This is a genomic window from Pseudomonas sp. B15(2017) (genome assembly GCF_002113215.1).
Classification (GTDB): Bacteria; Pseudomonadota; Gammaproteobacteria; order Pseudomonadales; family Pseudomonadaceae; genus Aquipseudomonas.
In genome coordinates this window covers 183,959-203,645 of the sequence record NZ_NEJZ01000014.1, presented here as the reverse complement: position 1 = coordinate 203,645, position 19,687 = coordinate 183,959, and the positions used below count along the sequence as shown (strand labels likewise).

The window sequence follows — 19,687 nt, the reverse complement described above, 5'->3', positions numbered from 1 at the left end:
AGGTCCGCGTGTAATCACGCTGACTGCGCCTTTTTCCTGTATTCATTACTCCCTCCTGAGAATGGGTCAGAAGGTGTAAACCTTATTCAGGACGAGACAGAGCAATAAAAAAGAGCCTGCTCCTATTCGGAAGCAGGCCCTTTTGTTTATTGAAGTTTTAACTTAGCAGAACCGATCAATCACCCGGACTTCGTTCTTGTTCTGCATTGATTCCCACGCCTGTTTCAGCGTCTGCAGAACATTACCGATGAAGTCCTTGTCGGCCGCGGCTTTCTTGCCGACATAGCCATGGCCGCGGCGGTACATCTTCAGGCGGGCCAGCAGGTTCTGGTTGTTCCGGTCGAACTCTTCTTCACCAGCATGGGGCGACAGGCAGTCAATATGGACCTGACCCGACTTGCTGATCCATAGAATATGGCTGTCGTGGCTGTCTTTTTGCGCAGCGAACATACGAGCCAGTTCTTCGATAGTAGGTTGATTGTTCAGATTCATGTTATTGCCCCTTGACCAGTCTGGTGATCTTTCAAAGTTGATTCGCTAATACAGGTAGCCCATCGGTTAGTTGATCCCTGGCACCGAAACCAGGACGTCAGCGGTCGCCCGTGTGAAGTACGGGGTCATGCGTCTGTTGCATGTAGTCGTGTTGAATAACTGCTACGCAATAGCGTCACAACGAGGAGAAGCAGCGAAAACCGGGAGGCTCCTTGACGACGTTTTCAGGGTCGACCACAAGCTTCTTGAGAATTTTCGCCAGCGCTTCTCGTCCTTGTACTGGACGTTCAGGCCAGGTCAGCTTCTTCAATCTGCCTTGTGGGCAGCGTGTATCCGGAAAAAACAGCTCGGCGGTCAGACGAGCTTGCTCAAGCGTGTTGCCAGTGCTCCCGATCGGGGAGACGTCTGCATCATGCAAAAGCCAAACGACGCCGTCAACGGTTTTGTAGTGATTATTTTTGCTCACTACATATTGTCGGACAAAGTCATTCTGGAATGAAAAAAGCGCCTTTCAGGCAGCGGGAGAAGGGCTGCGCAGGCAGTAGAGCGTGCAGGGATAGCCGTCTACGGTTTTCGTCTGGCGGGTAAAGTCGCCGCTACTCAGCTCGGGGATGAGCCGGGCCCAGAACCGCTGTGCAGGCCGGTTGGCGTCGACATGGAAAATCTGCCATCGACCGGGCAAGTGGCTCAAGAGGGCAGAGGCGACAAACTGCGCGACGCCTTGGCCACGCCAGCGCCGGCTGACGAAGAAGTAGCCGATGTTGTAGTCGGCGCCTTCGATGAGGATGTGGTCATCCACGGTCACGAACCCCGCCAGTTCGCCGTCCACATGGATCAGGAACGGCCGGGTCGCCGGCTGGCGCCAGTAATCGCCTTTCAACTGGATCGGAAAGAAACCATGGCCGCCGAGCTTCAGCGGCAGCCACTCGCTGAAGTCGTAGGTGTAGAACTGCATCAGGTTTTCGAGGGTGTCCAGTTCGTCGCGCCGGGCGGCGCGCAGTTCGATGACCGACATACCACTGCCTCCTGACCATCACTGCAGAAACAGTAGCGCGCAGCGGGCTATCTGGCTGCCGGTTTCGCCGAGCGTTTGCTGGTTCCGGTGGTTTTGCGTCGGGTGGTCTTGCGTTTGTTTTTCCACGGCGCAGCGGCCTTGCCGGCAGGCGGCGGGCCGCTGATGGTCAGGCTCAGCCCGGCACAACGGGTCACTTGCTTGCTCATCCACGCTGCCTGTTTGGTGACGAATTCTTCCAGACTCATCTCGCCACTCTGCACCATGTCCAGCGCCTGTTCCCAGATCGCGGTGGTGCCGGGATCGGCAATCGCGCGCGGCACCGCGTCGATCAGGCTGAACGCGGCGGGTGTGGCGGACAGCGCTTTGCCGTTTTTCACCAGATAACCGCGATCCAGCAACCCTTGAATGATCGAGGCGCGGGTCGCTTCGGTGCCGATGCCGGTGGTGTCCTTGAGTTTTTGCTTGAGCAGCGGATCTTCCACCAGTTTGGCGACGTTTTTCATCGCCTTGATCAGATCGCCTTCGGTGTAGGGCTTGGGCGGCTGCGTCCACAGGTCCTTGAGCTTGACGTCCGCCACGGCGCACTCGGCACCCTGAGTCAGGGGCGGCAAAGTCTGTGGCGCGGGGGCTTCACGGCCCTTGGCCGGGGCCAGCGCTTCGGGTAAAGCGCGCTTCCAGCCTGGCTCGATGATCTGCTTGCCGACCGCGCGCAAGGCTTCCCCGGCGCATTCGAAATCGGCCTGAGTGCGGTCGTATTCGTGATTGGGCAGGAACTGCGCCAGATACCGCGCGCGAATCAAAGTGTAGACCGCACGGTGCTTGCCGGTCAGGCGCTCGAGATTTTTCGCGGCAGCGGTCGGGATGATGCCGTGGTGGGCGCTGACCTTGGCGTCGTTCCAGGCGCGGGAGCGGCGCTGCGGCTCCAGATGCTCGCGCAAGGCTTCCAGACTCGGATCGGCCTGGCGCAGCGCCGCAAGAATCCCCGGCGCCTCGCCGTGCTGGCTGACGGGCAGGTAACCGCAATCGCTGCGTGGGTAGGTGATGACTTTGTAGGTTTCGTAGAGGGCCTGGGCGATGTCGAGGGTTTCCTGGGCGCCGAGGCCGAGCTTCTTCGAGCAGACCTCCTGCAAGGTACCCAGATCGAAAGGCAGGGGCGCCACTTCGCGCATGCGCTCGGTGCGCAGCTTAACCACCCGGGCGCTGGCAGCGTTGCTGATTGCAGCGGCCGCTTGCTGGGCGAGGGCCTGATTGAGGCAGCGATCCTGATCGTCGCAGGCCTCATTCGGTGCACGCCATTGCGCCATGAACGGCGTGCCGTGGTGCAGCAGTTGTACGTCGATGGCCCAGTACGCGACCGGCACGAAATCGGCGATGCTGCGGTCGCGATCCACCACCAGTCGCAAGGTCGGCGTCTGCACCCGGCCTACAGGCAACACGCCTTGATAGCCGGATTGCCGGCCGAGCAGGGTGAACAGGCGGCTCATGTTCATCCCGATCAACCAGTCCGCCCGCGAGCGACCCAGCGCCGAGTGATACAGGCTGAAGGTTTCAGCGCCCGGTTTGAGCGCTGCCAACGCCTTGCGAATCGAGGCTTCGTCCAGCGCCGACAGCCACAAGCGGCGGATCGGCCCGCGATAGCGGCAATGCTCCACCAGTTCCCGGGCGATCATTTCGCCCTCACGGTCGGCGTCGGTGGCGATGATCAGTTCGCTGGCTTCGCCGAGCAGGCGCTTGACCGCCTTGTACTGGCTGGCGGTACGCGGCTTGACGGTCATCTTCCACTTGTCGGGGATGATCGGCAGGTCCGCCAGGACCCATCGCTTGTATTTGGCGTCGTAGGCGTCCGGTGGCGCGGTCTCCAGCAGGTGCCCGATGCACCAGGTCACCGTGACGTCCGTTCCCAGCCAGCAGCCATCGCCGCGACGCTTTGCGCCGAGCACGGCCGCAATATCCTTGGCCTGGGAAGGTTTTTCACAGAGGTACAGCCGCATAACCACCGTCGTCGCTCATTGCCCGAAGAGGCACACAGGATGGCCTGACTCGTGCGTTCGGGCAACTTTTATCTGTATGGATATACAGATAAAAGGATTGCCGGTCATGACAGCGCGCGTCGGGGCAATCCGGGACGCTATCGAGAAATTGAATGGCGCTCATGCCCGGCACTGTGTCAGGTTCGAATCGCCTTAAAAGGGCGAGTGACAGGACGATCTCGCCAGAAGATCGCCGCTTTTCTGTCTGACACTGACTCTTCAGAAACAAGGACGTACACCATGTCTCAACCTTACTCCCAGGCCAGCAGCGCCTTCACTGCGGTCGACACTTTCAGCCACCTGTATGACCGGGGCACGGGCACCGTCAACGGCAAACCGTCGTTCACCGCCGATCAGGCCGCCGCCGAGATCCTGCGCAAAGGCATGTCGTGGCAGGACAAGAATGCCGACGGCAAGATTGATCTGACCTACACGTTCCTGACCGACAAACCGTCGAACTACAACCCGAAACTCGGCAACTTCAGCGAGTTCAGCGCTCAGCAGAAGGCCCAGGCCGTGCTGGCGATGCAATCGTGGTCGGACGTGGCCAACGTGACCTTCACCGAAGGCAAGGGCGGCGACGGTCACATGAGCTTCGGCAACTACGACGTCAGCACCGGCGGCGCGGCGTTCGCCTACCTGCCGCAGGGCAGCAGCTATGACGGCCAGTCGTGGTACCTGATCAACGATCAATACCAGGTCAACAAGACCCCGGACACCAACAACTACGGGCGTCAGACCCTGACCCACGAAATCGGCCACACCCTCGGCCTGTCGCACCCCGGCGCGTACAACGCCGGTAACGGCAACCCGACCTACGGCGACGCCAAATACGCCGAAGACACCCGTGGCTACAGCCTGATGAGCTACTGGAGCGAAGCCAACACCGACCAGAACTTCAGCAAGGACGGCAGCGGCGCCTACGCCTCGGCACCGCTGATGGACGATATCGTCGCCGTGCAGAAACTCTACGGTGCGAACCTCGAAACCCGTGCCGGTGACACTGTTTACGGCTTCAACTCCAACGCTGATCGCGACTTCTACAGCGCGACTTCCAACGCCTCCAAACTGGTGTTCTCGGTGTGGGACGGCGGCGGTAACGACACCCTGGATTTCTCCGGCTTCAGCCAGCACCAGAAGATCAACCTCAACGAAGGGTCGTTCTCCGACGTTGGCGGCCTGGTGGGCAACGTGTCCATCGCCTATGGCGTGACCGTGGAAAATGCCATTGGCGGTTCCGGTAATGACTTGTTGATCGGCAACAGCGCGGCCAACGAACTGATCGGCGGTGCCGGCAATGACATCATCTACGGCGGTGGCGGCGGTGATACGCTGTGGGGCGGGGAAGGCGTGGACACCTTCGTGTTCGGCGCAGCCAGTGATTCGACCATGACCGCGCCGGACTGGATCATGGATTTCACCAGCGGCCTGGACAAGATCGACCTGTCGGGCATCGCCGGGTTCGCCACCGGCGCAGCCACGCTGAACTTCGTCAGCGGCTTCACCGGGCACGCGGGCGATGCGATCCTCACCTACTTCGGACAGACCAACCAGACCAGCCTGATGATCGACCTCACGGGCCAGGGTTCGGTGGACTTCGCCGTGGGTGTGGTGGGGCAAGCCGTGGCGACCGATATCGTCGCCTGATCTGAAAACGGAAAACCGCAGCCCTCACCGGCTGCGGTTTTTTGTGAGCGAAAAAACCGTTCGGCTGCGAGCCCGACAGGATCGCGCTGCATGGGTTATACCTGAACCGGTCTCTCAGCCGTTGTCAGGAGCACCCGATGAAAACCTCCGGTCCCAGTCCCGTCATCACCATTGCCGAGCAGCCAGGCTGCCTCCTTGTGAAATTCCACGGCATCCAGGTCGCCGCGTCGGCCCGCGCGCTGGTGCTGCTCGAAGCCAATTACCCGCCGGTCTACTACATCCCGCGTGAAGACATCGACGAAAAATACTTCGCCCGCACCGACCACACCACCTACTGCCCGTACAAGGGCGATGCCAACTATTTCAGTCTGCAAGTGCCCGGGCATGAGGGGGCGAACGCGGTGTGGACTTACGAACATCCGAAGATTTCGGTCAGCCAGATCAAGGACTACGTGGCGTTTTATCCCGATCAGGTGAAGTTTGAATTGCTGGAGGCGGAGGTCTGAAAATCCGCAGGGTGGCGAGGGCATTGCGCCCCCGCCACCCGTCTATCAATCAGTTCTTGTCCAGATCGATATTCTTCGTCTCACGCAGACAGATCATCCCCACCACCAGGCTCACCCCGGTAATCAGCACCGGGTACCACAGCCCATAGAAGATATCCCCGGTGTACACCACCAGCGCGAACGATACGGTCGGCAGGAATCCGCCGAACCAGCCGTTGCCGATGTGATACGGCAGGGACATCGAGGTGTAGCGGATGCGGGTCGGGAACAGTTCGACCATCAGCGCCGCGAGCGGGCCGTAGCACATGGCGGAGATAATGATCAGGCCGACGATCAGGGCCACGATCATCGGTTTGTTGATCTGCTGCATGTCAGCCTGTTGCGGGTAGCCGGCGAGGGTGATGGCGCCGCGCAGTGCCGCCTCGTCAAAACCGTCGAGTTTCACATCGCCGACGCTCACTTGCACCGTGCTGCCCGCCGGGGCGGCGACGCTGGAGTAGGGCAGGCCCTGCTTGACCAGGAAGGTCTTGACCTTGTCGCACGGGCTGTCGAATTTGGCCTTGCCCACCGGATCGAACTGGAAGGTGCAGGTGGCCGGGTCGGCCACTACGGTGATCGGCGCCTGTTGGCTGGCGCGGTCGATGGCCGGATTGGCGTAGTGAGCCAGGGATTTGAAGATCGGGAAGTACAGCGCCGTGGCCAGCAGCAGGCCGAGCATCAGCACCGGTTTGCGCCCGACCTTGTCCGACAGCCAGCCGAAAATGATGAAGAACGGCGCGCCGATCACCACGCTGATGATCAGCAGGCTGTTGGCCACCGCCGGGTCCATTTTCAGGAACTGGGTGAGGAAGAACAGCACGTAGAACTGCGCGGCATAGAAGGTCACTGCTTGCCCCGCGTTGATGCTGAACAGGGCGATCAGCACCACCTTGAGGTTTTCCCATTTGCCGAAGGATTCGCGGATCGGCGCCTTGCTGGCCTTGCCTTGCTCTTTCATTTTCAGATAGGCCGGCGACTCGTGCAGGCTCAGGCGAATCCAGGTGGAAATGCCCAGCAGCACGATCGACAGCAGGAACGGGATACGCCAGCCCCAGACTTCGAACTGATCGCCAGTGAAGTAGCGGCAACCGAGCACCACCAGCAGCGACAGCAGCAAGCCGAGAGTTGCGGTGGACTGAATCCAGCTGGTGTGGAAACCGCGCTTGCCGATCGGCGCATGCTCTGCCACGTAAGTCGCAGCGCCGCCGTATTCGCCGCCGAGGGCCAGGCCCTGCAGCATGCGCAGCACCACCAGAATGATCGGCGCGGCGATGCCGATGCTGGCGTAAGTCGGTAGCAGGCCCACCGCGAACGTCGCCACACCCATCAGAATGATCGTCGCGAGGAAGGTGTATTTGCGCCCGATCATGTCCCCCAACCGACCGAACACCAGCGCCCCGAACGGCCGCACGATGAAGCCTGCGGCGAACGCCATCAGCGCGAAGATGAACGCGGTGGTGTCGTTGACCCCGGCGAAAAACTGCTTGCTGATGACCGCCGCCAGAGCGCCGTAGAGAAAGAAGTCATACCACTCGAACACCGTCCCCAGGGACGAGGCGAAGATGACCTTTCGGGTATCGGGGCTGGCGTCCGCGCTGCGCACGGCGTCCAGAGGCTGAACGTGTTCTGACATATCGGTATCCCTCACAGTGATTGTTTTTGTTGTTTCCACTGGTGTTGCGTGTCCGGGTGATGCGCGATGTCCGTGAATCTGATGCGGGTCATTTGTGGAAGGGAGCTTGCTCCCGAGGGCGGGGTGCCATTCAACTCACTGCTGAATGATCCGCTGCTTTCGCGGGCAAGTCGAATCGTCGCACCGCCGCTCCCACAGGTGTTGCTTGTGAAGCGTTGAGAATCAGCTGTGCCGCTTTTTCAGCAATCATCAGCGTAGGCGAACAGGTGTTGCCTGAGGTAATGCGCGGCATGATCGACGCATCGGCAATTCGCAGCCCTGGAACGCCATGCACGAGCAACTGCGCATCGACCACCGCGTCCGCGTCGTTGCCCATGCGGCAAGTGCCGACCGGATGGAAAATCGTCGTGCCGATCTTCGCAGCGGCTTCGTGCAGTTGCTCTTCGGTTTGCAGGCTGGTACCGGGCAGGTATTCCACCGGGTTGAAGGCTTGCAGGGCGGGAGCGCTGACGATGCGCCGGGTCAGGCGAATCGCGTCGGCGGCCACGCGCAGGTCTTCGGGATGGCTGAGGTAATTGGGCTGGATCAGCGGCGCGGTTTGCGGATCGGCGGAGCGGATCTCGACCCGGCCCCGGCTCTGCGGGCGCAAATCACACACGGACGCGGTGAACGCGGGAAAGCTGTGCAGCGGCTCGCCAAAACGCTCCAGCGACAGCGGCTGCACGTGATATTCGAGGTTGGCCGAGGCCTGTTCCGGCCCGGATCGGGCAAACGCGCCCAGTTGGCTCGGCGCCATCGACAACGGCCCGCTGCGGTCATACAGATAGCGCAGGCCCATGCCCATCTTGCCCCACACGCTGCCAGCTATCTGGTTGAGGGTGCGAGCGTTTTCCAGTTTGTAGATCAGCCGCAGTTGCAGGTGATCCTGCAGATTGCCGCCGACGCCCGGCAGTTCATGTGCGACGCCGATGCCGAGCTTTTCCAGCAGTGGACGGGGCCCGATCCCGGAGCGTTGCAGAATGCTCGGCGAGCCCACGGAACCGGCGCACAACACAATCTCCTTGCGCGCCTTGAAGCTCTTTTGTTGACCCTGCCAGTGAGCACTGACTTTCGAGGCGCGGCCGTCTTCGAACAGAACGCGATCCACTTCGACTTCGGTCAGCACCGTGAGATTGGCTCGATCGCGAATCGGCTTCAGAAACGCCTTCGCCGCATTCCAGCGCACCCCGGCCTTCTGGTTGACCTGAAAGTAGCCGCAACCCTCGTTGTCGCCCTGGTTGAAGTCATCGATGCTGGCGATGCCGCTTTGCTCGGCAGCGCTGCGAAAGGCGTCGAGAATCGGCCACGACAGGCGCTGGCGTTCGACTCGCCATTCACCCTGGGCACCATGAAAGTCCGCCGCGCCGGCGAAGTGGTTTTCGCTCTGCTTGAACAGCGGCAGCACGTCATTCCAGGCCCAGCCCGGATTGCCCTCGGCAGCCCACCCGTCGTAGTCGTTGGCCTGGCCACGCATGTAGATCATGCCGTTGATCGACGAACAGCCGCCCAGCACCTTGCCGCGCGGATAACTCAGCGCACGGCCGTTGAGGCCCGGTTGTTCTTCGGTCTTGAAGCACCAGTCGGTGCGCGGGTTGCCGATGCAGAACAGGTAACCCACGGGGATGTGAATCCACGGATAGTTGTCGCGCCCGCCAGCCTCCAGCAACAGCACGCGCTGCTGCGGATCCGCCGACAGACGATTGGCCAGCAAACACCCGGCCGGCCCGGCGCCGACCACGATGTAATCGAATTCATCGAGGGAAGTCTGCATTCCCTGACCTCGCTTTTTGTTTTTGTTGTCGGTCATCCTAGTTGTTAGCTTTCGTCAAAAGAATGTTAGTTTTTGCGCAGCCGCTGTGCGTTTTCAAACAGCGCTCCCTGACGATAGCCGACAAGGACAAGCCATGTTCGACTGGAACGACCTGCGGTTCTTTCTCGAGTTGCAGCGCAGCGGCCGTTTGCTGACTGCCGCCCGCCGCCTGAACACCACGCACGCCACCGTCGCCCGGCATATCGAGGCCATCGAAAAAAGCCTCGGCACCGCGCTGTTCGTCCAGCATGCCCAAGGCTACGAAATGACCCCGGCGGGGGAGGCGCTGCTCAAACATGCCGAAGCCATGGAAAACGTCGCGCTGCTGGCCCAGGAGGAGATCACCCAGTCCACGGCGCCGCTGGGCAAGATCCGCGTCGGTGTAACCGAAGGCTTGGGCATTGTGTTTCTGGCCAGTCGCATGATCGGGTTGTTCGATCGCTATCCGGGGCTGGAAGTGGAACTGGTGGCGGTGCCGCGCTTTGTCAGCATCCTCAACCGCGAGGCGGAAATCAGCATTCACCTGGAACGGCCGGCGGCAGACATGCTGGTCACCCGCAAACTCACCGATTACCGACTCGCGCTCTATGCCAGCCGCGCCTACCTCGACAACGCGCCGCCGCTGCGCAGTCGAGAGGATCTTGGACGGCACGCGTGGATCGGCTATGTCGATGATCTGCTGTTCAGTCAGGAGCTGATGTTCCTCAACAGCTTCTGCCGCAATCCACGGGTGGTGTTTCACAGCACCAGCGTGATTGCCCAGCAGCAGGCGGCGCGCTCGGGATTGGGAATTGCGGTGCTTCCTTGCTACATGGCCGCGTCGGATCCGGGACTGGTGGCGCTGTTGCCGGATGAGAGCATCGAGCGCAGTTACTGGATCAGTACCCGGCGCGAGTTGCACAAGTCAGTGCGGTTGCGGGTGGTTTGGGATTATGTGGTGGAGTTGTGCGAAGGCGAGCGCGAGTTGTTGATGGGGCAGTAACGACCGCTGTTTCATGCAACTAAAACGCTTGGCAAAAGGTCATTCGGTTTGCGGAGGTTGAGTCATTTCGCAGAACCTCGACAACGAAGACGTCACCCGTGGCCACTCATCTCGATCGCCGTAATAACCTGTCCCTCGACAGCCTGAATTTTTTCCTCGCCGATGTGCGTGACGGCCTCGGTCCCTATCTGGCGATTTACCTGCTGGCGGTCCACCACTGGGAGCCGGCAAGCATTGGTCTGGTCATGACCATTGCCGGGATCGCCGCGCTCATCACCCAGACCCCGGCAGGCGCGCTGGTCGACAGCACACGCTTCAAACGGGCGCTGATCGCGATTGCCGCGCTGGTGGTCACCGGTAGCTGTCTGCTGCTGCCGTTCGTGACGTCGTTCAGTCTGGTGGCGCTGACGCAGGCGATCAGCGCCGCTGCCGCTTCGATCTTCGCGCCGGCGATTTGTGCGATCACCCTCGGGATCACGGGGCCTCGAGCGTTTACGCGAAGGACCGGGCGCAACGAAACCTTCAACCATGCCGGCAACGCCTGCGCCGCGTTGTTGGCCGGTTTGTCCGCTTACCTGTTCGGTCCGGTCGCGGTGTTTTATCTGATGGCGGTCATGGCGCTGGCCAGTGTGATTGCCGTTTCGTTCGTTTCGGCAGACGCCATTGATCACGACCTCGCCCGAGGTCTTTCGCCAAGCGAAACGGGGCAGGGCAAGCAGCCTTCGGGTTTTTCCGTACTGCTCACCAACCGACCGTTGTTGATGTTCGCGATTTGCTGTGCGCTGTTTCATCTGGCGAACGCGGCGATGCTGCCGCTGGTGAGTCAGAAACTGGCACAGGCCAACCTGCAACTGGCCACGCCGCTCACGTCCGCCTGCATCGTCGCGGCGCAACTGGTGATGGTACCGATCGCGCTGCTGGTGGGGGCGAAAGCCGATCTGTGGGGACGCAAGCCGTTGCTGCTGGCGGGCTTCCTTATCCTGCCGCTGCGTGGCGTGTTGTATGTGCTGTCGAACGATCCGTGGTGGCTGGTTTCGGTGCAGTTGCTCGATGGCATTGGCGCCGGGATTTTCGGGGCGCTGTTTCCGGTGGTGGTGAAAGACCTGACGCTGGGCACCGGGCATTTCAATGTCAGCTTGGGGGCGATTTCGACGGTGTTTGGTCTGGGCGCGGCGTTGAGTAACAGCCTGGCGGGGATTGTGGTTCAGGAGGCGGGATACAGCGCTGCGTTCCTGACGTTGGCGGGGGTCGCGATGGCGGCGCTGGGGCTGCTTTGGGTGGCGGTGCCGGAAACGATGTCGCGCTCCAATGCCGACTCAATGGCACTGCAAAGCAAGGCGCCGCCGATGACAGCGCCATGATTCAACGGCCGCGAGGCCTGATCAACCGGCGGGAATCGACAACGTCGCCCGCAGGCCGCCCTCGACCCGGTTTTCCAGTGTGATCCGCCCACCCAGACGGGTCGCGATGGTATGGACGATGGTCAGTCCCAGCCCCGCACCCTGGGGGTTGCCCCGACTGTAGAATCGTTCGAACAGTCGCGACCGGTCCGCTTCATCGATTCCCGGCCCCTGATCTTCAACGCTCAAATGGTAGAAGCCGTCCGCGGGGGTCAATTGCACGCTGATCACGCCTTGCTCCGGCGAAAAGTTGGCGGCGTTGGTGATGAGGTTGTTCAGGGCAATGTCGATGGTGGCGGCATCGGCATGTGCGGGAAAAGGTTGGTCGCTGACATCAAAAGCCAGTTCCAGATGCTTGCTCAGCAGCCACGGCGTGAGCTGCACCAGACTGTTGCGCACGGTATCGCCAAGGTCGATGCGTTGTTTGACAGGGGCGCCGGCCTTGGGCTCGAGACGGGCCATGGTCAGCAACTGATTGACCAGTCGGCTGGTGCGATCCACCCCGGCGATCAGAAATTCGAGTGATTCGCGGCGTTCCTGCTCGGTACCGGCCTCCAGCAGGTTCTGTGCATGCACCCGCAGCACCGCCAGCGGCGTGCGCATTTCGTGGGCGGCGTCGGCGATGAACCGGCGTTCACGCCCCAGCACTTCCTGAATCTGCGCGAGCATGCGGTTGAGCGCGGCCTGCATCGGTTCCAGCTCGCTCGGCAGGGGTGTCAATTGCAGGGGGTCGAGGGAGCCGCTGTGCCGGGCGCGCAGGGTCGCCGCCATGTTCGCCAATGGCTTGAGACCCCAGCCGATGGCCAGCCAGATCATCGCCGCAAGGATCAGGCTGCCGATCACGTTCGGCCACAGGGTATGACGAACGATCCGGTCAACCAGATCGGCCCGCACGTCACCACGCTCACCTACCCAGATGCGCAAACCGTTCTGATTGTCTTGCAGAACAAACGCCCGCCAGTGGCGCTTGTTCAAATCCACCACATCGCTGAAGCCAGGCTGCATCGGCGGCGTGCTGAACGAGGGCGCGCTGGCGGTATGCACCAGGACCTCACCCCTGGCATTCCAGACCTGAAAGGCGAGTTTTCTTTCGTAGGGATGGCCGTCACCCTTGGGCACTGCTTCGGCCAATGCCGAGTTGAACGCCCGATAAAGATCCGTGTGTTCCTGCCCCGGCAACGGCATGCGCATCACGCCTTGGAGCAGGCGTGCGTTCTGCGCCAGTTGAGCGTCGTAGACCTCGGCGATCTCGTGGTTGCTGTCGTGCAGGTTGAACAGGCTGAGGACGGTCAGACCGGCGAGCATCAGGCCGATGATCAGGGTCAGGGTGCGGCGCCGGATCGAGGTCATCGACGCTCCTCCACCAGATAACCCACACCGCGGATGGTGCGAATCAGGTCGGTGGAGAATTTCTTGCGCAGGTGATGAATGTGCACTTCAAGGGTGTTGCTTTCGGCTTCTTCGTTCCAGCCGTAGAGCAGTTGTGTCAGGTGATCGCGGGTCATGACCCGGCCCGGCGGCGACAGCAGTTCGTGCAGCAGTTGATACTCCTTGGGCGTGAGCACCACCGGCTGGCCCAGATAACTGACTTGCTGGGTGCCGGGGTTGAGGCTGATGCCGGCGTGCTCGATCAGCATCTGCGCGCGTCCGGCGCTGCGTCGCAGCAGCGCGCGCAGACGGGCCTTGAGCTCGGCCAGGTCGAAGGGTTTGATCAGGTAATCGTCGGCGCCGGCGTCCAGCCCCGCGATGCGGTCTTCGGTGGCATCGCGGGCGGTGAGGATCAACACCGGCAGGTTCGAACCGCTGGCGCGCAGACGACGCAGGACTTCGAGCCCGTCCATGCGCGGCAGGCCGAGATCGAGCACCGCCAGATCAAAGGTTTCGCTGAGCAGGGCGTGCAGGGCGCTGCTGCCGTCCTTGAGCCAGTCGACGGTGTAGCCCTCGCGCCCCAGCGCCTGATGAATGCCCTCGCCGAGAGCCACGTCATCCTCGATCAGTAATAAACGCACACGGACTCCTGTCAGTCGAGTTTCTTGTTTATGTCCACCAGCAACGCGGCGATCTCTTTGCGGCGCCCGGCGTCTGCACTTTCCCGGCCCGGGCGCGGAGCGGCCTGCTGGGCCTTGAGCAGTGCTGCCTTGGCTTCAGCGTAGCGTTTTTGACGGTAAAGGTGATCGCCCCAGAAGTACAGACTGTCGATCCCCTCGGGGTTGAGTTGCAGGGCCTGTTTGAGCAGCTGTTCGGCCTTGTCGCTGTCGCCGAACCCGATTGGCCAGCCCGGCACCCGGTCGTACAGCGCGGCGAGGCTGGTGTAGGCCGAACCTTGCAGCGCTTTGGGGTCGAGGGTCAGGGATTTTTCCAGATCAGCCTTGGCGTCCTTCGCTTTACCCAAAGCCCCCAGTCCGCCCTCGGCACCGGCCCAACTGCTGGTGACGATGCCTTTCCAGATCCAGGCCTCGGCGACGGCCGGACGTTCGGTGGCGAAATGCGTTGCCTGGACGGCCAATTGTTCAAACGCGGCGGCCCGTTGTTTTTCCGGTGTTTCGTATTGGATGTGCGCCCAGCTCTGCTGGATGCCGTTGAGGCGTTGCTGATCGGCGGCGTCCAGTGCCCAGACACTTTGACTGAGGGCGCCCAACAACACACAGGCGAGAAGTTTTTTCATGGTTTTGGCGTCTCGTTCTCGGGTTTTTCACTCAGGCGACGGATCAACGGCAATTGCTTGCGCAAGCCGCGATCCACCAGATTGGGCAGCAGGCTGTTGAGGCGTACGAAAAAGCGCTCGGGCCAGCCCAGATAGAGGTCACGGCGATCACCGGCGATCGCATGGATCACGGCATTCGCGACGGCTTGCGGGTCGTCGACGCTGGATTTCAGTGCGTCGTTCAAGGCTTGGGCGGCGGGGCTGTTCATGGCGGTGCGCGTGGCGCGGGGCGCCACGTACAACACACCGACCCGGGTATCCGCCAACTCCCGGCGCAAGGCTTCGGAAAATCCGCGCAAGGCAAACTTGGACGCGCAATAGCTGGCGTAACCGGGATAACCGATCGAACCGTAGGTCGAGCCGACGTTGACCACCATGGCACTGTCGGCCTGTTTGAGCAGCGGCAGCAGCAGTTTGGTCAGGCAGATCGGCGCACTGATGTTCACCGCCAGCATGGCGTTGATGTCGCTGTCGTCGAGCTGTTCCAGCATGGCGAAGTGGTTGATCCCGGCCGCGTTGATCAGCAGGTTGATACCGCCGATGTCCTCGGCGGCGGCCAGCACGTTGCGGCGGTCGCTGAGAACCGTCAGGTCGGCGGCAACCCAGCGCAGGTTTTGCGGGTAACGTTCGAGCAACGGGCGCAATGATTCCTGGTGACGCGCCACGGCCAGAACCTTGGCTCCGGCGCTGCACAGGGCTTGGGTGATGGCCAGCCCGATGCCGCCACTGGCACCGGTGAGCACCACGCGGGCTTCATGCAGCTGCATGTTGAGCCTCCGCGTCGCGGGGCAGGCCACGGAACATGTCGGTGTAGAGCCGATAGACGACTTTCGAGGCATGGATCACCGCCGCCTGGTCGGCCGGGTCTTGCAGCTGATTCATCAGGTGCCGATAGGTTTGCATGTGCTCGATGTCGAGCGAGCCATGGGAGCTGAGGTAACTGAACGCTGTTTCCGGCAGCGCCAGACGCTCGCGGATGCTGCCCGCCGCATGGGTGGCCAGGGCGATGCTGGTGCCCTCAAGCACATTGACCATGCCGAACAGACCCACCGGGTTGCCTCGGGCGATCAGGTCGTAGAGAAAACTGACCATCAGCTCGATCGGCAGCGACGGCTGGCCGTCACGCACCGCGTTCCGGTCACCGCCACAGGCCTCGATGTCGTTGAGCACCCATTGCTCATGGCCGTATTCATCCTCGATGTATTCGCAAACGGCTTTGCGCAACCATTCCAGATGCGTCGGCAGGCGCGCGCCGCAGGCCATCATCAACGGTACGGTGTGACGAACGTGGTAGTAGGCCTGGGCGAGAAACGCGCGATAGCTTTCAAGGCTGACCTTGCCTTGCAGCGCATCAAGGATGATCGGCAGGTTGAACAGCTCGTGGCGTTCCTGCTGTGTGGCTTCTTGCAGGGTGTCGAAAAAACTCATGGTGCGTTTTCCTCGCAAAGGACGGATTCGGTGAGCACGGTGCGGTATTGCGCGACGATGGCATCGCGGCGCGGACGACCGTTGGCGGTGAGCAGGCCGTTGGCGGCGGTAAAAGGTTGTTGCAGACGTGTCCAGTGATGCACCTGGGCGTAATCAGGCAAGGCCTCGTTGGCAGCGGCGACGGCAGCCGCCAACTGTGCATCGGTGCAGTCCGGACGGTGCGGCCAGAGCAGGGCATGGTTGTGTGGCATGGCCTCGCCATACACAAAGGCCTGGGCAATGTGCTGGCGCTGGGTCAGTTCGGACTCGACCCATTCCGGGTTGACGTTGCGTCCGAAGCTGGTGACGAACTGATGCTTCTTGCGGCCCTTGAGGTAGAGGAAACCTTCCGGGTCGAACTTGCCCAGATCGCCGCTGGGCCACCACTCATCACTGAACGCCGGTTCGCCAAGGTAGCCGAGCAGGGTCGAGCCTTTGATCAACACCTCTCCGTCCTCGGCCAGGCGCACGTCGACGTGGGGCAGAGGCTGCCCGACACTGCCCGGACGCCGCGCACCGGGCCGGTTGAGACAGACCACCGAAGCGCACTCGGACAGGCCATAACCTTCGTAGACCGGCAGGCCGACTCGTTGCGCACGGTGGAGCAGGTCTTCGGAAACCCGTGCGCCACCGACGGCGGCAAAACGCAGCGATTGCGGATCGAAGGCTTTCTGTTCGGCGGCGCTGACCAGCAACAACAGCAATTGCGGCACCAGAATCAGGCTCTCGGGTGCCCGGCTGGCCAAACATCCAAGCAAGCGCGGCAGGTCGACGCCGCTGGCGCCCTGGATGCCCAGGGTTTTCTGGCTCGGCACGCTCAGGGCCGCACCGGCGTACAGCGCCGCGTAACAGCCGAGGTTTTCCAGCAGGATCGCCAGTGGCAGCAACGCCACGTGATGTTGGGGAGCTGTCGCTTTGCTTGCCTCTTCCAGTTCCCGAGCGACCCGCAGCAGACTGTCGGCGCTCAGGCACACGCCTTTCGGTGTGCCGGTGGTGCCGGAGGTGAACGTCAGTTTGGCGGTGCCGGCGGGCAAGCGGTCGGGCCCTTCAAAGGCGCGGCACCAGAATTCACCGCGTTTTTCATAACCGGCGGCGAGCAATTCAGGTTCCAGCTCCGGTTCGGCGATCACCCGCTCGGCCTGGCTTTGTTCCAGGCAATGGGCGCGTTGTGCCGGACTGAAGAACGGCGGCAGGGTCACGCAGGCCAGTCCTTCAAACAACGCCGCCAGATCCCAGAGTATGGCTTCGACGCCGTTGTCCAGTGCCAGGGCAATAACCTTCACGTTTTCATCGCGCAAGCGTTGCTGGCGGTACATCACTTCGGCGTAGAGCGTCGTGTAGCTGATTTTCAGCGTGTCGCCCCACAATGCCAGAGCGTTGTCATTGCGCCCTGCATGGCTGCGCAGGGTTTCCTGGAATCGTTGCCGTTCAAGCGACATGGCAGGCTCCTTCGATAGACGTCGGCAATCCCAGCCGGCTGAACAGGCCGATATTGCGCAGATGGATGAAGCCGGCGCGGATATTGCCGACATGCACCCAGGGTTTGCTTTCGTAGTAACTGCCCCAGTGGTGACGGTCATCGCCCAGGCGTTCCGGGTCGGCGGCGCACAGGGTCACCGGTTTCAGCCCCAGGCGATGGAAGCTGTTGACCAGTCCGATATTGCCGGTGAAGGTCACCCATTCCAGGCCGCCCATGGCCAGCACGTAAGTGATGGCAATAATGCTCAGGCGTGCGCTGCCAGTGTCGCTGGCGGCAAGGTTGCCGACTTCGACAATCCCGCTGCGCTCCACCGGACGGTCGGCGGCTGCGCTGATCAACGGCTCGATCGGCTCGTCCAGGTAGCGTTCAAGAAACAACGGTTCAAGGTGCGCACGACGTACCCCGGCCACCGCGCACAAGTCGCCGGAGTCGTTGTGCACACCAAACAGTTCAGGCATGAAATGGCGGATATCGGCGCCGTGGGCCTTGCGAAAGCGTTGTTGAATGAACGCTTCGAACGCCGTCCGGTGAGCGTCGCCCGGCTGGGCGCTAGACAGTTGCATCTGCGGTGTTTCGCTGTGGCCAAAACGCAGGGGCAAGGGAATGTTCCAGTCAGAATCGGGCATGGGCTGAACGCCTCCCTCAATAGGTTTGAGTGGAGTATCCGGGCCATTTCTTAACGAAGTCTGAAGGTGAAAAAAGTTAACGAACGACCGATCTTCAGATTGTCTTAAGACTGTCAGGGCAGGGTGACGCCGTCGGCTCGCCCGGCAAAAACCGATCGAGACGGCCGAACGAATCGGCCGTCGCTCACAACAATCACGAGGCACCTATGACCCGCGACATGCCCGCAAACCGTTATGGAAAACTGTCGATCACCTTGCACTGGCTGATGCTGGCGCTGTTCGTCGGCGTATATGCCTGCGTTGAAATCAAGGGGTTCATGCCCCGAGGCAGCGAAGCGCGGGGCCTGTTAATGGGCCTGCACGGGGTGTTCGGCGCGAGCATCTTTGTTCTGGTGTGGGTACGTCTGCTCGGGCGCCTGACGCCGCGTCCGCCAATCACCCCGAAACCTCCCGCCTGGCAGACCGCAATCGCGCACTTGATGCACCTGGCCCTGTACGGGCTGATGATCGCCACGCCGGTGTTGGCCTGGCTGATGCTGGCAACCGGTGACAAACCTTTCCCGTATTTCGGCTTTCATCTGCCGTCGCCGCTGGCGGTGGATACCGACCTGGCCAAGCAACTCAAGCACTGGCATGAGCTGATCGGCAATGCCGGTTACTGGTTGATCGGTCTGCATGCGGCCGCCGGACTGTTCCACCACTACTGGGTGGGTGACGACACCCTTGACCGCATGCTGGGAGGACGCACTCGCTCCTGAGGCGCAAGCCTGCTCAGTCGGCCAGATGTTCGGGCGCTACGACCCAAACGCTGCACGGAATCTTGTACAGCAGGTGTTCGACCGTACTGCCGACCAGCCGATCTACGCCGTGATGGCCGACACGTCCCATGACGATCATGTCGATGTCATATCCGCTTGCGTAACTGCAGAGCACCTTGGCCGGGTTACCCATGACCATGTGCTGACGCTCGTCTGGAATGCCGTTGCGCTCGGCGAGTTCGCGAAACGCAGCGGCCTGGGCATCGAACAGCGATTTGGCGGCGCTGGAGGAGAAGAATGCCGAGGCATTGTCGAAGCCGAATTCATTGGCGCTGATCGAAGACAGATCATGGGCATACAGCACGTCGAGTTCGGCATTGCACAGGCTGGCCAGTCTGGCAGCCTCGCGCAGGATCCGGTCGTTGAAACCGGCGTATTGCCCGTCACGGTGGAACGGATCTACGGCGGCCAGGATCTTGCGCGGCAGGGCATGCCCGACATGGCTGACGAAATGCAGCGGCACCGGGCATTCGCGCAGCAAGTGAATATCCAGCGGGGTGAACATCAAACGTGAAAGGAACGATTCTGGCTCCAGCGCCTTGATCAGCGCCGCCATGGGCTGTTCCCGGAGATGAATGAGGATTTCCTGTAACGGCCGTTCCACCCATACCACTTCCGTGGTGACGGTGACCCCGAGCTTGCGCATCGAGTGCGCCCGCTCTTCGAGCCACTGACGATGACGCTCGATATAGCCGATCCGCATCTGCTCCAGTGCTTGCTCGTTGACCATGCTGGCGGTCGCCAGACCTTCGAGGTAATCGAAAGCCACGATGTGCAGGGCCGCGCCCGCCGCTTTGGCCAGTGCCGCCGCACGCTCGAAAGCCGGGTTGTTTTCCATCAGGGGTGGGGCGACCAGCATGTAACGCGATTGCTCTGACATGACGACTCTCCTTTGGCAGGACGCTTTGAACCGATGCTCACAGGCTGCGCCGTGCCTGAGTTGGGCGTTTGATCTTTGTCAAACAATGGGTGGCCGGCAGAACACGACAGACGGATGGT

General features: G+C 61.6%; 19 protein-coding genes. 6 read left to right on the top strand and 13 right to left on the bottom strand.

Going from position 1 to position 19,687, the window contains the following annotated elements:
* Nucleotides 1-162: 162 nt before the first annotated feature.
* The gene (locus CAF73_RS20670) at nt 163-492 is read right to left on the bottom strand and encodes a hypothetical protein (protein WP_085698207.1); all 330 of its coding nucleotides are present in this window, start codon (nt 490-492) and stop codon (nt 163-165) included.
* A 127-nt stretch (nt 493-619) separates the two neighbouring features.
* On the opposite strand from CAF73_RS20670, the gene CAF73_RS20665 reads away from it, so the two are divergent.
* A complete protein-coding gene (locus CAF73_RS20665) occupies nt 620-991 on the top strand; it encodes a hypothetical protein (RefSeq protein WP_085703657.1) in 372 nt (123 codons plus the stop codon).
* Nucleotides 992-1,003: 12 nt separating this feature from the next.
* Here the strand turns inward: CAF73_RS20665 and CAF73_RS20660 are convergent, their stop codons facing one another.
* Complete coding sequence (locus CAF73_RS20660; RefSeq protein ID WP_085703656.1) at nt 1,004-1,507, bottom strand: GNAT family N-acetyltransferase; 504 nt, start codon at nt 1,505-1,507, stop codon at nt 1,004-1,006.
* 47 nt (nt 1,508-1,554) lie between these two features.
* Complete coding sequence (locus tag CAF73_RS20655) at nt 1,555-3,498, bottom strand: DNA topoisomerase III (RefSeq protein ID WP_085703655.1); 1,944 nt, start codon at nt 3,496-3,498, stop codon at nt 1,555-1,557.
* Between the two features lie 279 nt (nt 3,499-3,777).
* On the opposite strand from CAF73_RS20655, the gene CAF73_RS20650 reads away from it, so the two are divergent.
* Entirely contained in the window at nt 3,778-5,184 is a 1,407-nt protein-coding gene (locus tag CAF73_RS20650) for a serralysin family metalloprotease (protein WP_085703654.1), read from the top strand.
* Nucleotides 5,185-5,321: 137 nt separating this feature from the next.
* A complete protein-coding gene (locus tag CAF73_RS20645; protein ID WP_085602857.1) occupies nt 5,322-5,690 on the top strand; it encodes a DUF427 domain-containing protein in 369 nt (122 codons plus the stop codon).
* Nucleotides 5,691-5,739: 49 nt separating this feature from the next.
* Here CAF73_RS20645 and CAF73_RS20640 read toward each other — a convergent pair whose 3' ends face one another.
* Entirely contained in the window at nt 5,740-7,362 is a 1,623-nt protein-coding gene (locus tag CAF73_RS20640) for an MFS transporter (protein WP_085703653.1), read from the bottom strand.
* Between the two features lie 130 nt (nt 7,363-7,492).
* Nucleotides 7,493-9,172, bottom strand: coding sequence for a GMC family oxidoreductase (locus CAF73_RS20635; protein ID WP_085703667.1), 1,680 nt, complete (start codon nt 9,170-9,172; stop codon nt 7,493-7,495).
* A 133-nt stretch (nt 9,173-9,305) separates the two neighbouring features.
* Between CAF73_RS20635 and CAF73_RS20630 the strand changes: the two genes are divergently transcribed.
* Both CAF73_RS20630 and CAF73_RS20625 read left to right on the top strand, forming a co-directional pair.
* Nucleotides 9,306-10,193 (top strand): LysR family transcriptional regulator, encoded by an 888-nt coding sequence (locus CAF73_RS20630; protein WP_085703652.1) that lies wholly within the window; start codon nt 9,306-9,308, stop codon nt 10,191-10,193.
* Nucleotides 10,194-10,291: 98 nt separating this feature from the next.
* Complete coding sequence (locus CAF73_RS20625) at nt 10,292-11,554, top strand: MFS transporter (protein WP_085703651.1); 1,263 nt, start codon at nt 10,292-10,294, stop codon at nt 11,552-11,554.
* A gap of 21 nt (nt 11,555-11,575) precedes the next feature.
* On the opposite strand, the gene CAF73_RS20620 is transcribed toward CAF73_RS20625, so the two are convergent.
* Genes CAF73_RS20620 through CAF73_RS20590 form a run of 7 tightly spaced genes read right to left on the bottom strand, consistent with a single transcriptional unit; the run spans nt 11,576 to nt 17,870 of the window.
* Nucleotides 11,576-12,943: an ATP-binding protein gene (locus CAF73_RS20620; protein WP_085703650.1), complete on the bottom strand. Its 1,368-nt coding sequence runs from the start codon at nt 12,941-12,943 to the stop codon at nt 11,576-11,578.
* Nucleotides 12,940-13,602: a response regulator gene (locus CAF73_RS20615; RefSeq protein ID WP_085687674.1), complete on the bottom strand. Its 663-nt coding sequence runs from the start codon at nt 13,600-13,602 to the stop codon at nt 12,940-12,942. Before CAF73_RS20615 ends, CAF73_RS20620 begins: the two co-directional genes overlap by 4 nt.
* An 11-nt stretch (nt 13,603-13,613) precedes the next feature.
* The gene (locus tag CAF73_RS20610) at nt 13,614-14,258 is read right to left on the bottom strand and encodes a tetratricopeptide repeat protein (RefSeq protein ID WP_085698215.1); all 645 of its coding nucleotides are present in this window, start codon (nt 14,256-14,258) and stop codon (nt 13,614-13,616) included.
* Nucleotides 14,255-15,064, bottom strand: coding sequence for an SDR family oxidoreductase (locus tag CAF73_RS20605; protein ID WP_085703649.1), 810 nt, complete (start codon nt 15,062-15,064; stop codon nt 14,255-14,257). The genes CAF73_RS20610 and CAF73_RS20605 overlap by 4 nt, the downstream gene beginning before the upstream one ends.
* Entirely contained in the window at nt 15,051-15,725 is a 675-nt protein-coding gene (locus tag CAF73_RS20600; RefSeq protein ID WP_085698217.1) for a TenA family transcriptional regulator, read from the bottom strand. The genes CAF73_RS20605 and CAF73_RS20600 overlap by 14 nt, the downstream gene beginning before the upstream one ends.
* Nucleotides 15,722-17,203 (bottom strand): AMP-binding protein, encoded by a 1,482-nt coding sequence (locus CAF73_RS20595; RefSeq protein WP_085703648.1) that lies wholly within the window; start codon nt 17,201-17,203, stop codon nt 15,722-15,724. Before CAF73_RS20595 ends, CAF73_RS20600 begins: the two co-directional genes overlap by 4 nt.
* A complete protein-coding gene (locus CAF73_RS20590) occupies nt 17,193-17,870 on the bottom strand; it encodes a thermostable hemolysin (protein WP_085703647.1) in 678 nt (225 codons plus the stop codon). The genes CAF73_RS20595 and CAF73_RS20590 overlap by 11 nt, the downstream gene beginning before the upstream one ends.
* A 206-nt stretch (nt 17,871-18,076) precedes the next feature.
* Here CAF73_RS20590 and CAF73_RS20585 point away from each other — a divergent pair, with 206 nt between their 5' ends.
* A complete protein-coding gene (locus CAF73_RS20585) occupies nt 18,077-18,628 on the top strand; it encodes a cytochrome b (RefSeq protein ID WP_085698220.1) in 552 nt (183 codons plus the stop codon).
* Nucleotides 18,629-18,641: 13 nt separating this feature from the next.
* On the opposite strand, the gene CAF73_RS20580 is transcribed toward CAF73_RS20585, so the two are convergent.
* The gene (locus CAF73_RS20580; RefSeq protein ID WP_085687688.1) at nt 18,642-19,568 is read right to left on the bottom strand and encodes a universal stress protein; all 927 of its coding nucleotides are present in this window, start codon (nt 19,566-19,568) and stop codon (nt 18,642-18,644) included.
* Between the last annotated feature and the right edge of the window lie 119 nt (nt 19,569-19,687).

What these genes read in the sequence shown, in the direction of transcription:
- CAF73_RS20670 (WP_085698207.1), bottom strand. Translation starts at nt 492, where the DNA reads ATGAATCTGAACAATCAACCTACTATCGAAGAACTGGCTCGTATGTTC.
- CAF73_RS20665 (WP_085703657.1), top strand. Translation starts at nt 620, where the DNA reads ATGCGTCTGTTGCATGTAGTCGTGTTGAATAACTGCTACGCAATAGCG.
- CAF73_RS20660 (WP_085703656.1), bottom strand. Translation starts at nt 1,507, where the DNA reads ATGTCGGTCATCGAACTGCGCGCCGCCCGGCGCGACGAACTGGACACC.
- CAF73_RS20655 (WP_085703655.1), bottom strand. Translation starts at nt 3,498, where the DNA reads ATGCGGCTGTACCTCTGTGAAAAACCTTCCCAGGCCAAGGATATTGCG.
- CAF73_RS20650 (WP_085703654.1), top strand. Translation starts at nt 3,778, where the DNA reads ATGTCTCAACCTTACTCCCAGGCCAGCAGCGCCTTCACTGCGGTCGAC.
- CAF73_RS20645 (WP_085602857.1), top strand. Translation starts at nt 5,322, where the DNA reads ATGAAAACCTCCGGTCCCAGTCCCGTCATCACCATTGCCGAGCAGCCA.
- CAF73_RS20640 (WP_085703653.1), bottom strand. Translation starts at nt 7,362, where the DNA reads ATGTCAGAACACGTTCAGCCTCTGGACGCCGTGCGCAGCGCGGACGCC.
- CAF73_RS20635 (WP_085703667.1), bottom strand. Translation starts at nt 9,172, where the DNA reads ATGCAGACTTCCCTCGATGAATTCGATTACATCGTGGTCGGCGCCGGG.
- CAF73_RS20630 (WP_085703652.1), top strand. Translation starts at nt 9,306, where the DNA reads ATGTTCGACTGGAACGACCTGCGGTTCTTTCTCGAGTTGCAGCGCAGC.
- CAF73_RS20620 (WP_085703650.1), bottom strand. Translation starts at nt 12,943, where the DNA reads ATGACCTCGATCCGGCGCCGCACCCTGACCCTGATCATCGGCCTGATG.
- CAF73_RS20610 (WP_085698215.1), bottom strand. Translation starts at nt 14,258, where the DNA reads ATGAAAAAACTTCTCGCCTGTGTGTTGTTGGGCGCCCTCAGTCAAAGT.
- CAF73_RS20605 (WP_085703649.1), bottom strand. Translation starts at nt 15,064, where the DNA reads ATGCAGCTGCATGAAGCCCGCGTGGTGCTCACCGGTGCCAGTGGCGGC.
- CAF73_RS20600 (WP_085698217.1), bottom strand. Translation starts at nt 15,725, where the DNA reads ATGAGTTTTTTCGACACCCTGCAAGAAGCCACACAGCAGGAACGCCAC.
- CAF73_RS20595 (WP_085703648.1), bottom strand. Translation starts at nt 17,203, where the DNA reads ATGTCGCTTGAACGGCAACGATTCCAGGAAACCCTGCGCAGCCATGCA.
- CAF73_RS20590 (WP_085703647.1), bottom strand. Translation starts at nt 17,870, where the DNA reads ATGCCCGATTCTGACTGGAACATTCCCTTGCCCCTGCGTTTTGGCCAC.
- CAF73_RS20585 (WP_085698220.1), top strand. Translation starts at nt 18,077, where the DNA reads ATGACCCGCGACATGCCCGCAAACCGTTATGGAAAACTGTCGATCACC.
- CAF73_RS20580 (WP_085687688.1), bottom strand. Translation starts at nt 19,568, where the DNA reads ATGTCAGAGCAATCGCGTTACATGCTGGTCGCCCCACCCCTGATGGAA.